At 60.2% G+C, this 15241-nt stretch carries 15 protein-coding genes; 10 read left to right on the top strand and 5 right to left on the bottom strand.

Annotation, left to right across the window (positions count from 1 at the left end; all coding sequences use genetic code 11):
- The first annotated feature begins 2 nt into the window (after nucleotides 1-2).
- The 4 genes from hflC (at nucleotide 3) to cfaB (ending at nucleotide 5504) form a co-directional block, all read left to right on the top strand.
- Nucleotides 3-1028 carry a protease modulator HflC gene (gene hflC / locus ACP7B0_RS16500; protein ID WP_426142500.1) on the top strand — a complete coding sequence of 342 codons (1026 nt, stop codon included), beginning with the start codon at nucleotides 3-5 and terminating at the stop codon, nucleotides 1026-1028.
- Nucleotides 1025-2101: a protease modulator HflK gene (gene hflK / locus ACP7B0_RS16495; RefSeq protein ID WP_426142499.1), complete on the top strand. Its 1077-nt coding sequence runs from the start codon at nucleotides 1025-1027 to the stop codon at nucleotides 2099-2101. Before hflC ends, hflK begins: the two co-directional genes overlap by 4 nt.
- Entirely contained in the window at nucleotides 2098-4047 is a 1950-nt protein-coding gene (locus ACP7B0_RS16490) for a heavy metal translocating P-type ATPase (RefSeq protein ID WP_426142498.1), read from the top strand. The genes hflK and ACP7B0_RS16490 overlap by 4 nt, the downstream gene beginning before the upstream one ends.
- Before the next feature lie 275 nt (nucleotides 4048-4322).
- Complete coding sequence (gene cfaB / locus ACP7B0_RS16485; protein WP_426142497.1) at nucleotides 4323-5504, top strand: C17 cyclopropane fatty acid synthase CfaB; 1182 nt, start codon at nucleotides 4323-4325, stop codon at nucleotides 5502-5504.
- A gap of 34 nt (nucleotides 5505-5538) precedes the next feature.
- Here cfaB and cls read toward each other — a convergent pair whose 3' ends face one another.
- A complete protein-coding gene (cls, locus tag ACP7B0_RS16480; RefSeq protein WP_426142496.1) occupies nucleotides 5539-6978 on the bottom strand; it encodes a cardiolipin synthase in 1440 nt (479 codons plus the stop codon).
- A 169-nt stretch (nucleotides 6979-7147) separates the two neighbouring features.
- On the opposite strand from cls, the gene ACP7B0_RS16475 reads away from it, so the two are divergent.
- On the top strand, nucleotides 7148-7669 hold the full coding sequence (locus tag ACP7B0_RS16475; protein ID WP_426142495.1) for a DUF3617 domain-containing protein: 522 nt from the start codon (nucleotides 7148-7150) through the stop codon (nucleotides 7667-7669).
- Between the two features lie 3 nt (nucleotides 7670-7672).
- Here the strand turns inward: ACP7B0_RS16475 and folE2 are convergent, their stop codons facing one another.
- Nucleotides 7673-8569, bottom strand: a complete 897-nt coding sequence (folE2, locus tag ACP7B0_RS16470; protein ID WP_426142494.1) for a GTP cyclohydrolase FolE2 — start codon at nucleotides 8567-8569, stop codon at nucleotides 7673-7675.
- Nucleotides 8570-8675: 106 nt separating this feature from the next.
- On the opposite strand from folE2, the gene ACP7B0_RS16465 reads away from it, so the two are divergent.
- The 3 genes from ACP7B0_RS16465 (at nucleotide 8676) to ACP7B0_RS16455 (ending at nucleotide 11871) form a co-directional block, all read left to right on the top strand.
- Nucleotides 8676-9890, top strand: coding sequence for an N-acetylmuramoyl-L-alanine amidase (locus ACP7B0_RS16465; RefSeq protein WP_426142493.1), 1215 nt, complete (start codon nucleotides 8676-8678; stop codon nucleotides 9888-9890).
- Between the two features lie 122 nt (nucleotides 9891-10012).
- Nucleotides 10013-11221, top strand: a complete 1209-nt coding sequence (gene zigA, locus ACP7B0_RS16460) for a zinc metallochaperone GTPase ZigA (RefSeq protein ID WP_426142492.1) — start codon at nucleotides 10013-10015, stop codon at nucleotides 11219-11221.
- Nucleotides 11221-11871, top strand: a complete 651-nt coding sequence (locus ACP7B0_RS16455; RefSeq protein ID WP_426142491.1) for a DUF1826 domain-containing protein — start codon at nucleotides 11221-11223, stop codon at nucleotides 11869-11871. Before zigA ends, ACP7B0_RS16455 begins: the two co-directional genes overlap by 1 nt.
- A 39-nt stretch (nucleotides 11872-11910) precedes the next feature.
- Here the strand turns inward: ACP7B0_RS16455 and ACP7B0_RS16450 are convergent, their stop codons facing one another.
- Nucleotides 11911-12282 carry an NADH:ubiquinone oxidoreductase gene (locus ACP7B0_RS16450; RefSeq protein WP_426142490.1) on the bottom strand — a complete coding sequence of 124 codons (372 nt, stop codon included), beginning with the start codon at nucleotides 12280-12282 and terminating at the stop codon, nucleotides 11911-11913.
- A 48-nt stretch (nucleotides 12283-12330) separates the two neighbouring features.
- Here ACP7B0_RS16450 and ACP7B0_RS16445 point away from each other — a divergent pair, with 48 nt between their 5' ends.
- Complete coding sequence (locus ACP7B0_RS16445) at nucleotides 12331-13302, top strand: CobW family GTP-binding protein (RefSeq protein ID WP_426142489.1); 972 nt, start codon at nucleotides 12331-12333, stop codon at nucleotides 13300-13302.
- 28 nt (nucleotides 13303-13330) lie between these two features.
- On the opposite strand, the gene ACP7B0_RS16440 is transcribed toward ACP7B0_RS16445, so the two are convergent.
- On the bottom strand, nucleotides 13331-13723 hold the full coding sequence (locus tag ACP7B0_RS16440) for a DUF3301 domain-containing protein (protein WP_426142488.1): 393 nt from the start codon (nucleotides 13721-13723) through the stop codon (nucleotides 13331-13333).
- Nucleotides 13724-13837: 114 nt separating this feature from the next.
- Between ACP7B0_RS16440 and pdxY the strand changes: the two genes are divergently transcribed.
- Nucleotides 13838-14704 (top strand): pyridoxal kinase PdxY, encoded by an 867-nt coding sequence (gene pdxY, locus ACP7B0_RS16435; protein WP_426142487.1) that lies wholly within the window; start codon nucleotides 13838-13840, stop codon nucleotides 14702-14704.
- 17 nt (nucleotides 14705-14721) lie between these two features.
- On the opposite strand, the gene ACP7B0_RS16430 is transcribed toward pdxY, so the two are convergent.
- Nucleotides 14722-15207 (bottom strand): acyl-CoA thioesterase, encoded by a 486-nt coding sequence (locus ACP7B0_RS16430; protein ID WP_426142486.1) that lies wholly within the window; start codon nucleotides 15205-15207, stop codon nucleotides 14722-14724.
- Nucleotides 15208-15241 lie beyond the last annotated feature (34 nt).

Below are 15241 nucleotides of genomic sequence, written 5' to 3'. Positions count from 1 at the left end.
CCTTGAGTCTGTTTCATAACCACGATCATCACGATCACGCCGGGCACGATCACAGCGGCCATCATCACGGCCACCACCATGACGAGGGCGCAGCTCCTGCGGCGTTCCCCTGGCGGCGGGCGGCATTGGCGGCGGTGTTGATCGCCTTTGCCGTCGCGGCGGCGAGTCTGGTGCAGGTTCGGTCTGGCGAAGCCACGGTCATCACGCGCTTTGGCAATCCATCCCGCGTCTTGCTCGACCCTGGCTTGAGTTGGCGCTGGCCTGCGCCGTTCGAGGCGACGATTCCTGTGGACCTGCGTCTGCGCACGACCTCCAGTGGTTTGCAGGATGTCGGCACCCGCGACGGCCTGCGCATCATTGTTCAGGCTTACGTGGCCTGGCAGGTTCAAGGCGACCCGGACAACGTGCAGCGCTTCATGCGGGCTGTGCAGAATCAGCCGGACGAAGCCGCCCGGCAAATCCGCACCTTTGTCGGCTCGGCGCTGGAAACCACAGCCAGCAGCTTCGACCTGTCGAGTCTGGTCAACACCGATGCCAGCAAGGTGCGGATTGCCGACTTCGAAAATCAACTGCGTCAACAGATCGACCAGCAATTGCTGACCACCTATGGCGTGCGCGTCCTGCAAGTCGGCGTCGAGCGTCTGACATTGCCTTCGGTGACGCTCAACGCCACGGTGGACCGGATGCGCGCCGAGCGGGAAACCATCGCCACCGAACGCACAGCCGTGGGCAAGCGTGAAGCCGCTCAGATTCGTTCGGCCGCCGAGCGCGATGCACGCATCGTCGAGGCGGATGCCACGGTCAAGGCGGCGGATATCGAAGCCCAGTCACGGGTCGAGGCGGCGCAAATCTACGGCCGCGCCTACGCGGGTTCGCCGCAGCTCTACAACGTGCTGCGTTCGTTGGACACGTTGGGCACGATTGTCACGCCAGGCACCCAATTGATTCTGCGCACTGACGCAGCGCCGTTCCGCGTGCTGGTTGACGGCCCACCGACCCTGGATGCCAAAAGCGGATCGCAGCCATGAGCGACCCTGTGACTCCTGCCTCATCCGGCAACGACCGGCCGCCGGTTAACAGCCCTTGGCTGCAAGCCAGCCGCCTGGCGTTCATCGCGCTGTACGCCGTGACCTTGCTCGCCGCGTTGGGCTGGGCGTTGTCCAATGTTCGGGAAATCGACCCGCAGAACCGGGCGGTGGTGTTGCGTCTTGGGGCGCTGGAGCGCATCCAGAATGCCGGCCTGCTGATCGCCTGGCCGCAGCCGTTCGAGCAAGTGGTTTTGCTGCCGTCGGCGGACCGGGTGATCGAGCGGCGCGTCGAAACGCTGCTGCGTTCTTTTCAGGCGGTGCAGGCTGACCGGGTGGCGAGTTTTGCCGCGCCGATGAGTGATGCGCTGGCCGGTTCCGGCTTTCTGCTGACCGGCGATGCGGGTGTCGTACAACTGGACGTTACGGTGTACTACACAGTGACCGACCCTTATGCCTTTGTGTTGCAGGGCGAGCATGTGCTGCCGGCCCTGGATCGACTGGTCAATCGCAGCGCCGTGGCGCTCACGGCGGCGCGGGACCTGGACACCATTCTGGTTGCCCGACCCGAACTGGTCAGCGCTGACAGCCAGGCGGCTGAACGCCGGGAACGTCTGCGCGGCGATCTGGTGCGCGGCATCAATGAGCGTTTGGCGGAGCTCGCCGCCACGGGCGTGGGAATTGGTATCCAGGTGGCCCGGGTCGACGTGCAATCGAGCCTGCCCACGGCCGCGGTCAATGCCTTCAACGCGGTGCTGACCGCCAGCCAGTTGGCGGATCAGGCCGTCGCCAATGCCCGCAATGACGCAGAAAAGCTCAATCAGGCTGCCAACCAGCAAGCCGACCGCACCCTGCAAGTCGCCCATGCTCAGGCTTCGGAACGTCTCGCCAAGGCGCAGACCGACACCGCCGCCGTAACCAGCCTTGCCCAGTCGATGCAGGACAACAGCGACCCCGGTTTGCTTCAGCGTATCTATCGCGAGCGGGTGCCGAAGATCCTCGGTCAGGCCGGGTCCGTGACCACGGTTGATCCCAAAGACGATTCCCGCCTGATTATTCAGGGAGCAAAAAAATGAGTGGCCACGCCGTTCACGAACACAGCCACGACCACGACGCACCGCAGCCCGCTGGCAGCATGCTCAGCGGCGCGGAACAACGCAGCGCGGCCCGGCAACTGACGCTGGCGATGTTGGCGCTTGGCCTGTTGGGGCTTGGGTTGGTCTGGCGCTGGGTGGCCCCGGAACAGACCGGCGTCAGCCAATTGCTGCTGGGCGCTGCCTCGTTGCTGGTGGCCATTCCGGTGGTCAGTGCCGGTTGGCACAGCTTGCGCTACCCGAGCCTGCACGGCATCACCGATCAACTGATCGCACTGGCCATGCTCGGTGCCTGGGCAACCGGCGACCTGATGACCGCCGCGCTGCTGCCCATCATCATGATTTTTGGCCACGTACTGGAAGAGCGCAGCGTGATCGGCTCCCAGGAAGCGATCCAGGCGCTGGGCCGCTTGACCCGCAGTCATGCGCGACTCATCGAAGCTGACGGCAGCATTCGGGAAGTGGATAACTCGACGCTGGTGGCGGGGGATCACGTGGAGGTCCGCGCCGGGGATCGGGTGCCCGCCGATGGACTGGTGATCTCCGGTCAGGCCAGCCTCGACACGGCGCCCATCACGGGCGAGTCGGTGCCGTTGGAGGCGAGGGCGGGCGTTGAGGTGTTTGGCGGCGCGATCAATCTCGACGGCTTGTTGCGTATTCAGGTAACGCGCATCGGCAATGAATCGACGCTGGGCAAAGTGATTGCGCTGATGCAAAGCGCCGAGCGCTCAAAACCGCCGATCACGCGGCTGCTGGAGCGCTATGCCGGGAGCTACATGGTCCTGGTGTTGTTGATTGCTGCCGTGACCTGGTTCATCACCAACAACGCCCAAGCCATGTTGGCGGTGTTGGTGGCCGCCTGTCCGTGCGCGCTGGTGTTGTCGGCACCGGCCACCGCCATTGCAGGCATTGCGGTCGCCGCTCGTCACGGGATTCTGATTCGCAGCTCGGCGTTTCTTGAAGAGCTGGCCGACCTGACGTCGCTGGTTGTGGATAAAACCGGCACGCTCACCTTTGGCACGCTGCGTCTGGAGTCTGTCCAGGCGGTGGATGCTGACCGCCAGGATGTGCTGGCCCTTGCCGCCAGTCTCGGGTCGGCGAGCAGCCACCCGGTGAGCCGGGCGCTGGCCGGTCTGGTCGATAAGGATCAATTACTGGCATTGACCGATATCCGTGAACGACAGGGTTTGGGCGTGACGGCGTTCACCGGGCATGGCGAAGCAGCGCTGGGCCGTCCCGAGTTGTTCGAACACATGAATATCGTCACCTCAGCGGTACCCGATCACGACGGGCCTATCGCCGGGCTGGCCATGGACGGCGTGTTTCTCGCCTGGCTGCTGCTGGCGGACAGTCTCAAGCCCGAGGCCCGCGTTGCCTTGGCTGAACTGCGAGAACTCGGCATGGGGCGGCAATTGCTGCTCACCGGCGATCGAAAAACCGTGGCCGACAGTCTGGCGCTGGAAGTCGGCATTGCGGATGTGGAATCCCAGGCGCTGCCCGAAGACAAGCTCACCCGCGTGCGCGGCGAAATCGCCAGCGGCTTCCGGCCCATGGTGGTGGGCGACGGCATCAACGACTCGCTGGCCCTTAAGGCAGGTGTCGTGGGCGTTGCCATGGGGGCGGGCGGGGCTGATATCGCCCTGGCGTCGGCCGATATTGTGCTGATCGGCAGCGACCTGCGCCGATTGGGCACCTGCGTGCGTCTGAGTCGCCAGTGTCGTCGAACGCTGCAAGTCAACGTGATCATCGGTCTGGGCTGGACGCTGGCCATCGTCGCGTTTGCAGCCTTTGGTCTTTTGGGGGCGGCAGGCGCGATGATTGCCGCGATTCTGCACAACCTGAGCACGCTTCTGGTGCTTGCCAACGCGGGCAGATTGTTGCGTTTTCAGGAGCCACTACTAAAGTTGCAGACAGGGCCACAAGCCTGAGAAACCTTTGGGTCGGCGCAAAAGCTTGAGCTAGAGCAGTAGGGCAGGTACAAGAATTCATTTGAGCTTTGAAGAACTCTGTTACAAATTAAAGGTCATTCAAGGTAAGGGTGTTCAACCCCAGGCTGCAAAGTGGGCTCGTATCAGTGGGCACAAGGCCGTTCCCGGAAGTCGATTCATATAGTTTTGCTATAAGCCTATAGCCTGTCAGCTCGCCGCTGCGAGCTTGAGTTGGACGACCCTTTTCGAGTTTCTGGATCAGGGGGTTTCATCACATGCTCGCGCAACTTCCACCGGCTTTACAGAACCTTCATCTGCCATTGCGTCTCAAGCTTTGGGACGGCCATGAGCTGGATCTGGGGCCTGCGCCCAGCGTCACCATTGTCGTCAAGGATCCCAGGCTGGTGTCCGAGTTCACCCACCCCAGCCTCGGCCTGCTAGGCAGTGCGTTCGTCGAGGGCCGTCTGGAGATGGAAGGCTCGATCAGCGAAGTGGTTCGGGTCTGTGACGAACTCAGCCAGGCGTTGGTTGAGGATGACGGCGAATACCACGCTTCGACTCAACACGACAAAGCCACAGACGCCGCCTCCATTTCTTACCACTACGACCTGTCCAACGATTTCTACCAGCTATGGCTGGACAAGGAGATGGTCTATTCCTGCGCCTACTTCAAGACGGGCGAAGAGTCGCTTGAACAAGCGCAACAGGACAAATTTCATCACCTGTGCCGCAAGCTGCGGCTCAAGCCCGGTGAGTACCTGCTGGACGTCGGCTGTGGCTGGGGCGGGCTGGCGCGTTTCGCCGCGCGAGAATACGGCGTAAAAGTCTTCGGCATCACCTTGAGCCGCGAGCAACTGGCGTTGGCGAACGAACGGGTCAAGGCAGAAGGCTTGCAGGATAAAGTTGATTTGCACTGGCTCGATTATCGGGACCTGCCCCAGGACGGTCGATTCGACAAGGTCGTCAGCGTAGGCATGTTCGAGCACGTCGGGAGCGCCAACCTTGAGCTGTATGCGCAACGCCTGTTCGGCGCGGTGCGCGAGGGCGGCCTGGTGATGAACCACGGGATTACCGCCCGGCATATCGATGGTCGTCCGGTCGGGCGGGGCGCGGGTGAGTTCATCGGGCGCTATGTGTTTCCTAACGGCGAACTGCCCCACGTCTCCCGGATCAGCGCCGAGATCAGCGAAGCCGGTCTGGAGGTGGTGGACGTGGAAAGCCTGCGTCTGCATTACGCCAAGACGCTGGATCACTGGAGCGCTCGTCTGGAGGCCAATCTTGATCGGGCCGCCGCCATGGTGCCCGAGCAGGCCCTGCGGATCTGGCGCTTGTACCTGGCCGGCTGTTCTTATGCCTTCGCCCGTGGCTGGATCAATCTGCATCAGATTCTGGCGGTTAAACCCTGCGCCGATGGCAGCCATGAGTTGCCGTGGACCCGTGAAGATATTTATCGGTAGGTGACGACGCCGGAAGCTGGCCCTTTCGGCGGGTCTACAGGATCGGCGAAATCAACCGCGCGATGCGCATGCCCAGTTGTTGCAGGTGATGGGTCTCGCGGCTTTCCTGGATGGATATTTCATGTGCCAGGGCAAAGTCATCGTTGAGCATGTGTTCCACTTCGCTGGCAAAGTCGCCGTCGACGGTGAGCAGCATCAACTCGAAGTTGAGACGGAAAGAGCGGTTGTCCAGATTGGCGCTGCCGATGGCGGTGATTTCGTTGTCCACCAGCACCACCTTCTGGTGCAGAAAACCCGGCAGATAACGAAAAACCCGAACCCCGGCGCGCACCGCTTCGAAGGCGTACAGGCTTGAGGCCGCGTAGACGATGTAATGATCAGGGCGAGAGGGCAGCAACAGTCGCACGTCGACGCCGCGCAATACGGCCAGACGCAAGGCGGCCGATACCGCTTCGTCAGGGATGAAGTAAGGGCTGGTGATCCACACTCGCTCTGTCGCGGCATGAATGGCCTCCACAAAAAACAGCGAGCATGTCTCCTGAGCGTCAGCCGGTCCGCTGGCAAGCAGCTGGCACAGCACGCCGTCCTCCGGGTACTCATCGGGAAGGCTCAGCGGGGGCAATTCTCGCGTGGCCCAGAACCAGTCTTCAGTGAACGATTCCTGCAAGGAGGCCACCACCGGGCCGATCACCTGCACATGAGTGTCACGCCAGGGCGCCAGTGGCGGTTTGAGGCCCATGTATTCATCACCGACGTTATGCCCGCCGACAAAACCTCTTTTGCCGTCGACCACGACAATCTTGCGATGATTCCGGAAGTTGATCTGGAAGCGATTGAGCCAGCCGCTTCGCGTCGCAAAGGCTTTGATTTGCACACCACCGGCCCGCAACTTCTCGCTGTAGCTGGCGGGCAGGGCGTGGCTGCCGATTCGATCGTAGAGCACATAGACCGCAACGCCTTCAGCGGCTTTTTCCAGCAACAACGCCTGCAGGCTGCGCCCGAGCACGTCGTCGTGAATGATAAAGAACTGGACCAGAACCGTTTTTTTCGCCTGGCTGATGGCTTCGAAGATCGCGGCGAACGTCACGTCCCCGTTGATCAACAGCTTCACTTCGTTATTGGCCAGGGCGGGCATGCGGCCCAGTCTCGGCATGGCGCGCAGCGAGGCATACGCCTCGGAACGGCGTGCCGCCACGGCTTCTTCAATCCAGGGCCGCCAGTTCAGGTCACTGATGGCGCCACGCATCTCCTCGTTAGCCTGACGCCGCGCTTTGATGTAGGCGTCGAACGAGCTTCGGCCAAACACCAGGTAAGGAATCAGCGCGACATAAGGGATGAATAGCAAAGGCATCGCCCAAGCGATGGAGCCCTGTGCGGTGCGCACGGTCAGCAGTGCGTGAATGGCGGCAGCCACTCCAATCAAATGGATGAATCCAAGGACATAGCCAAAAAAATACGGGCTGTGATAATCCATGCGCAATCTTGCTCCAGGCCATTTGCTCATTAACAGACCACAGGCGGTGGTGAATGTCGCTATTTTATTCTCGGTGCAACTGGCTGGCGGATCTGTCGTCTAAGCCTCATCGTGCGCGTCCATGCTGCATGGCCTTTCTTTTCAATTTCACGAAACAAGGACTCACCCCATGAACAAACGCATGTTGGCGTTGATGTGTTGCCTGGCGGCGCCCATGGCGCAGGCCCAAATGCTGCAACCCGGACTGTGGGAGCTGACCTCCAGCAACATGCTGGTGGATGGTCAGCCGTTGCCGGATCTGCAAATGATGCTGGGTCAATTGCAAAACCTGCCACCTGAACAGCGCGCAATGATGGAGCGCATGATGGAGAAGCAAGGCGTGGCACTGGGCGGTAAGGGTGTGCGCTTTTGCCTGACCGAATCTCAGGTCAAGTCCGACGACATTCCCCTCACCGATCCAAAGTCGGGCTGCAATCAGCAAGTCACTGCGCGCAATGGCAAGAACTGGAACTTCAAGTTCAGTTGTCCGAAAGCGCAGGGCACAGGTCAGGCGCAGTTTCTGAGTGACCGTGAGTTCACCACCAAGGTCATCGGTACGTTCAATGCGACGGGCCAGCAACAGAATGGCAGCATGGACACCCGTGCGGTCTGGCTCGGACAACAGTGTGGGGCCGTCAAGCCGCGTACCTGAAGATTACGCGTTTAACCAGTTCCAGGCGCTTTGCGCGACCGCATCATGCGCGTGCAGGCTTTCTGCGTGGATAACCTTCACCGTAAAACCTTTAAGCGCCGGGTTGCGCTTAAAGGTGTGATGCAGACGTCGTACTGCGTCTTCGCAAAACATCAGATTCTGCCCATTCGCTAAAGCGAAAGCCTGCTCATCCGCCCGCTTCACTGCTGTCTGGACGGCAGTGCCCAGCGCTGCTTCGGCTTGATCAATCAACTGCCGCGTTGGAAATTCTTCAGCACATTCATGGAGTTGCACTCGGATCTGCGCCGTACTGCGCTGGCTATGGGGTGTAGCAACAATGCCTTCGGTGCCCCCCAGCCACTCCAGTACCGCTGCTGACTCAATCAAGTGGGTCGGGAAGTCTTCAGCAAATTGTTGCTGAATAAGCTGGCGTGCCAGCGCTGCCGAACACGGGCAGGTCGAGGAATAGCGCACGTCGATTTTTTGTTCCACGTGGAACATACCGTTCTTCAACTGCGCGCAAATGCTGATTGGATAAGCCTTCCAGCCAGCCAAGGCGCTTACCAGGGCGGGCCGTTTTAATAACGATTCCACATGGATGTTCAGATACGCGCTGTTAGAAAGCCCTTCATGGCTTTCCAGAAAGCATTCCAGCAGCCGGCGCATTGACGCCGGTGTCAGATCTTCGTTTTCCAGCGTTTCAAGCGCCAGGTAGAGCCGGGACATATGGATCCCGCGCGCCGCCCCGTCATCCAGGCTTACGCCCACATCAGCCTTGGCGCTGAGGCGCTGACCTCCAATCCGGATCGGTAAAGCGATACCACACATGCCGACCCAGTCCAGCGGTTGAACCTGTCTTGAAACTTGCGCGGCGATGTCCGGAAGTGAAGCAACATTCATGAAGGGGGCCGCCTGAGAGGTAAAACATCATGTTATATTATTGCAATTAGTTCGACGATTTCTTTTTTTGGGCTGGGATGCTCGATCTTTTCCATTGGGTCATGCCATGCACAGACGTCAAATCTTGCTCAATCTTTTAGTGGCAGGCGCTGCCCTAGCGTTGCCCTTGGGCGCCAGCGCTACGCAGATTCGCAACGCCCGTTTGTGGCGCACTGAAGACAAGCTCCGTCTGGTGCTGGATCTAAGCGGGCCCGTTCAGTACAAGACATTCACCCTTGGCGCGCCGGACCGGCTGATCATCGACATCAGCGGTGCACGGCTTACCGGTGATTTCAGCCAGCTGGCATTGGCGAATACGTTGATCAAGTCCATTCGCTCCGGCCATTACGGGCAAGGCGATGACACGCGCATCGTGCTGGACTTGACCGCGCCAGTGCAGCTCAACAGTTTTCTGCTGGGGCCTGACGGCGGGCAGGGCCATCGATTGGTGCTGGATCTGAGCAATGAGCGCCACACCGTCGCCCAAATGGCGGCGGCGAGCGTGCCGCCGCTGTTGCACGACAAGACACATCCCAAGCGCGACATCATGGTGGTGATTGATCCCGGCCACGGTGGCAAAGACCCCGGCGCGGTGGGGGCCAAGGGTGAACGGGAAAAAGACGTTGTGCTGTCTATTGCCCAGTTGCTGGCCAAGCGGATCAAGCGCGAAAAAGGTTTTGATGTGCGTCTGGTGCGCAATGATGATTTCTTCGTGCCGCTGCGCAAGCGTGTGGATGTCGCGCATAAGTACAACGCCGATATTTTTATCTCCATTCACGCCGATGCCGCGCCACGGCTGACGGCCTCCGGGGCTTCGGTGTATGCCTTGTCCGAGGGTGGAGCGACATCCGCCACTGCGCGTTTCATGGCGGAGCGCGAGAACGGGGCAGACTTGCTAGGCGCCGCCAGCCTGCTCAACCTCAAGGATAAGGACCCGATGCTCGCCGGGGTGATTCTGGACATGTCGATGAACGCCACCATTGCCGCCAGTCTGCAACTGGGCAATACCATTCTGGGCAGCCTGGCGGACATCACCACGCTGCACCAGAAGCGCGTTGAGCAAGCCGGGTTCGCGGTGCTCAAGTCCCCGGACGTGCCGTCGATTCTGGTGGAAACCGGCTTTATCTCCAATGTGCGGGACAGCCAGCGCCTGGTGACAGCGCGTCATCAACAAGCCGTGGCTGAGGGGCTTTTCACCGGGCTGCAGCGCTACTTTCAGCGTAACCCGCCAACCAATTCCTACGTGGAGTGGCAACAGACGCAGAAGTCGGGTCAGGTCTAGTCCGTTTTTCTGATGGGGAAGGCCGAATCACTCGTCGCACGGAAGTATTGGCGTAATTGCATTGTTATACTATAACATCGTATGACCCTTGCTATCCGGCCCGCTGGCCATTGAGAGTCCTGATGCCAAATCGTCTTCCCGTTACCGTGCTGTCCGGCTTCCTTGGCGCGGGCAAAAGTACGTTGCTCAACTACGTGCTGCGCAATCGCGACAACCTGCGCGTGGCCGTCATCGTTAACGATATGAGTGAAATCAACATCGATGGCAGCGAAGTTCAGCGGGACGTCAGCCTGAATCGTGCCGAAGAAAAACTGATCGAGATGAGCAACGGCTGCATTTGCTGCACCTTGCGCGAAGATTTGCTGGAAGAGGTCAGCCGATTGGCTCAGGACGGGCGTTTCGATTACCTGTTGATCGAGTCCACGGGTATTGCCGAGCCGCTCCCGGTCGCTGAAACCTTCACCTTCCGGGATGAGGCGGGCAAGAGCCTGGCGGACATGGCACGTCTGGACACCATGGTCACGGTGGTGGACGGGGTAAACTTCCTGCTGGACTTTCAGGCCGCCGAAAGCCTGGCGACCCGCGGGCAAACCCTCGGTGAGGACGACGAACGCTCGATTACGGACCTGCTGATCGAGCAGATTGAATTCGCGGACGTCATCCTGATCAGCAAGATCGATTTGATCAGCGCCAGTGAACGTCAGGAGTTGATGGCGATTTTGCAGCGCCTCAATGTGCAGGCCGAGATCATCCCGATGGTCATGGGGGAGATCCCGCTGGCCAAGATCCTCAACACCGGTCGTTTTGACTTTGAGCGTGCATCCCTGGCGCCGGGCTGGCTCAAGGAGTTGCGTGGCGAGCATGTGCCGGAAACCGAAGCCTATGGCATCGCCTCCACGGCCTATCGCGCCCGTCGTCCGTTTCATCCTGCACGCTTCTTTAGCTTCGTGAATCGCGAATGGACCAATGGCAAACTGCTGCGCTCCAAGGGCTTTTTCTGGCTGGCCAGCAAACCCAAAGACGCAGGCAGTTGGTCCCAGGCAGGCGGTTTGATGCGCCATGGGTTCGCCGGTCGTTGGTGGCGCTTCGTGCCTGTCGTGCATTGGCCAGAGGACAAAGAAAGTAATGACGCGATCATGCAAACCTGGAGTTCGCACACCGGGGACTGCCGTCAGGAACTGGTTTTCATCGGGCAAAACATCGACTTCGCCCAACTCACGGCAGAGCTGGACACGTGCTTGCTGACAGACGCGGAAATGGCGATGGGGATCAACGGCTGGTACACGTTGCCCGATCCGTTTGGCCCCTGGCATGAAGAGGAGGTGGCCTGATGCTTGCCCCCTCTTTGAAATGGCGGCCATTGATTCGCCAGGTCCAGGCGGACAAGCCCGAAGTACTCGGCAAAATCCTTGAAAACGATGTCAACCTGGCGATCTGGCAGCGCCAGTTGCCCGCGCACATCGAGGATTTCGGCAAGTTGCTGCTGTCACTGGAAGAACCTTTGGCTGAATCCATGACCCTGGACATCGTCGATGAAGACGCCGAACTTGGTCTGCGCGGCCTTGCGTCGGCGTATGCGGACCTGGAAGGGTATTCAGGTTTTATCGCTGACGTCTCCTGGCTGGTCAGCGCCTACGCGTGCCTGCTGGGGGCGAAATGCATCGGCTTGCGTCTTCGGGTCTTGGACAAGGCGATGTGCCCGCGCTTTCACGTCGATCACGTGCCGGTCCGGCTGATCACGACCTATGCCGGAATCGGCAGCCAATGGCTTAAGGAAGGAGCCATTGACCGCACCCAGTTGGGCCGCCCGGAAGCCGAACCGCAGGATCCGTTGAAGATCCAGCAGATCAACAGCGGCGACGTCGCGTTGCTCAAAGGTGAGCGCTGGATCGGCAACGAAGGCTTTGGCCTGGTGCATCGCTCGCCCCAGCCCCGAAATGGCGGGCGTCGCTTGTTGCTGACTCTGGACTGGCTGGCGTAGCGCTGATCCGATGGTCGTGACGGGGATTCTTCGTCCGGCTCACGGCACCAGCCACTGCCCCTGACTTTGCCCTTCGCAGAACGGTTTGAGGTAGTGAGCATCACTGGCGACGCCGTAATAGTGAATGTTCTCGCGATAAGGCATATTGGCGACTTGCGCGTTGCTGCACACGCCAAATGCGCCCGTCGGGCATTGTTCCAGGAAGGTGACATCGACTTTTTGCCCAGGCAGTTGCGGCTGGCAGAAGCCGTCCTTGAAGAGCTTTTCAGGAATGTTGCGGTTTTCCTGGCAAACCTTCACGTCAAGTCGCTCCCCTTGCGCACGCACCACGCATGCCTGAGCCCACACCTGACTGGATGTTATCGCCAGCAGCATCAATGCCAGCCCCACCGGCCGCTTGATCACGCGCATGATTGCCTTCCTGAATTCGTTATTTCGCCATCGTCAGAAGCGACCCACATGCTGCACAACATTCCGACCCACGTCATCAGCGGTCCCCTGGGGGCTGGCAAGACCAGTCTCATCAAGGATTTGCTGGCCCAAAAACCGGCGCATGAACGCTGGGCGATTCTGATCAACGAGTTTGGTCAGATCGGCCTGGACGCCGCGCTGTTGGCCACCGACGCCGATGGTATCTCACTGGGCGAAGTCGCGGGTGGCTGCCTATGCTGCGTCAACGGCGCGCCTTTTCAGATCGGGCTGGCTCGTTTGCTGCGCAAGGCCAGGCCGGATCGCTTGCTGATCGAGCCTTCCGGACTCGGCCATCCGGCGCAGTTGATCAAGCAATTGCGTGAGGCGCCCTGGCAAGGGGTGCTGGCTGTTCAGCCGGGTGTGATGGTGCTTGATTCGCTGGCCCTCGCCGAAGGTCGGGCCCTGCCGCCCAGTCAACAGGCGGCTTTGGCGGAAGCAGGATTGCTGGTGATGAACAAATCCGCAGAGTTGGACACAGGGGAGCGGCAGCGCATCGCCCAGGCTCTGCCGGATCGTCCACTGTTCTGGACTGAAAACGGCGCATTGCCACTTTCAAATGTGCCCGGCGTGGGTCAGCGCGCAGCTGTGGATAACGCTCGTGTGGATAACATCGTGCTGCCCATGAGTATGGGGCAGCTGCCCGCGGTATGGGTCGATTCACGCCAGCCCATTTGCCTTAGCCAAGGTCAGCCGGAAGGGTGGAGCATCGGTTGGCGCTGGCATCCCGACCAGCGTTTCGACCTGCAGCGGGTTGAGCAGTGGCTGAACAACCTGCACTGGCGTCGGGCCAAGCTGGTTATCCACAGCCCGGCGGGCTGGTTTTCGGCTAATGCTCTCGAGGGCGCAGCGGTGGCGTGGAAAACCAGCGAATGGCGCAAGGATACGCGTCTGGAATTGATCTTCAGTCAGGCGCAGGACGAAGCCATATTGCAGGCGCAACTGGCGGCATGCTTGCTCTAGCGCACGTTATCCACAGGGCGTTCGTGATCTACTGCTTCCACTTATTATGTTCCTGCCGCCAATCGCTCAACTGGATGATCTGCGCGGAAGGTGGTGGCGTCTTGATTTCGAACGGGTAGGGTGCCAGCTCGATCTGCGCACTGTGGGCACCGAACAGGGTGATTGTGCCCGGGTGGCGCTGTTCCCCCGTGACCGTGAATTCGAAGTTATACACACGCGCCAGACGTTTGCGGCCTTGAGCATCCCGGGCGAAGGTGAGGCGTCGCAGGGCGACGTTGCCGTCCAGCAACTCCAGATCCAGTTTCGCGCAGTGTTGCTTGACCCGCTCCAGCGCACGTTCGCGCAAGCCGTGGGAATGCCATAACCAGGCCGCGCCACTCGCAAGCACCATCAAGACGAACATATTTCCCAGGGTCAGCATGAAAAGGGCGCTCCAACGAAGAGTCTCCAGCTTAACTGTCTCTGAGGATTTCGAGCCATACTGCGCGACTTAAATTTCTCATTACTGCATTTGCATCGTGTTCAGGATCTATTCATGAAACGTACGCCTCACTTGCTCGCCATCCAGTCCCATGTTGTGTTCGGCCATGCTGGCAATGGCGCCGCTGTGTTTCCGATGCAGCGCGTCGGGGTCAATGTCTGGCCGCTGAACACGGTGCAGTTCTCCAACCACACCCAATACGGGCAATGGGCTGGCGAAGTGCTTGCGCCGCACCAGATACCTGAGTTGATCAATGGCATCGCCGCCATTGGTGAGCTGGGCAATTGCGACGCGGTGCTTTCGGGTTATCTGGGCAGCGCGGCGCAGGGGCGGGCGATACTTTCGGGGGTCGCACAGATCAAGGCAGCCAATCCCAGGGCGCTGTACCTGTGTGATCCGGTGATGGGGCATCCGGAAAAAGGCTGCATCGTTCCGGCCGAAGTCAGTGATTTTTTGCTGGAAGAGGCGGCAGCGGTGGCGGATTTCATGTGCCCCAATCAATTGGAGCTGGACAGTTTTTCCGGGCGCAAACCGGATTCTCTGGCCGATTGCCTGACGATGGCTCAGGCGTTATTGGCGCGTGGGCCCAAAGCCATTGTCGTCAAGCACCTGGATTACCCCGGCAAGGCCACTGGCGGCTTTGAAATGTTACTGGTGACCGCTGACGCCAGTTGGCATCTGCGTCGCCCGCTACTGGCCTTTCCACGTCAGCCAGTGGGGGTTGGCGACCTGACTTCCGGGTTGTTCCTGGCGCGCATTCTATTGGGGGACGAGCTCGTGGCCGCTTTTGAATTCGCCGCCGCGGCGGTGCATGAAGTCCTGCTGGAAACCCAGGCCTGTGGCAGCTACGAGCTGGAACTGGTCCGCGCCCAGGACCGAATCGCTCATCCTCGGGTGAAGTTTGACGCGGTGAGGTTGTAAGAGGGATTCATCTGTTTCTAGAGCGCCTCGTCCTTGATGTCCTGATAACGCTTTTCCAGCTCCTGACGAATCTGCCGGCGCTGTTGGGCCTGGATGTAGCGGCGCTTGCCATCAGGGCTTTCGGGCTCCAGTGGCGGGACGCTGGCCGGTTTGCGCTGGTCGTCCACGGCCACCATGGTGAAGAAACAACTGTTGGTATGACGTACCGAGCGCTCACGGATGTTCTCCGTCACCACCTTGATGCCGACTTCCATCGACGTATTGCCGGTGTAATTGACTGACGCCAGGAAGGTCACCAGCTCGCCCACGTGAATCGGCTCGCGGAAGATCACCTGATCCACCGACAAGGTCACGACATAGCGGCCCGCGTAACGGCTGGCACACGCGTATGCCACTTCGTCCAGGTATTTCAGAAGGGTGCCACCGTGGACGTTGCCAGAAAAGTTGGCCATGTCCGGGGTCATCAAAACAGTCATCGACAGCTGGGCGTTTCCGGGTTCCATAGCGTACTCACGATCAAGGCGTTCGGGGTTGGGG

The organism is Pseudomonas sp. DWP3-1-2, from assembly GCF_049896285.1.
In the GTDB taxonomy this organism is placed as follows: Bacteria; Pseudomonadota; Gammaproteobacteria; order Pseudomonadales; family Pseudomonadaceae; genus Aquipseudomonas.
The sequence above is the reverse complement of the archived record's forward strand: the minus strand, read 5'-3'. Positions and strand labels throughout refer to the sequence as shown.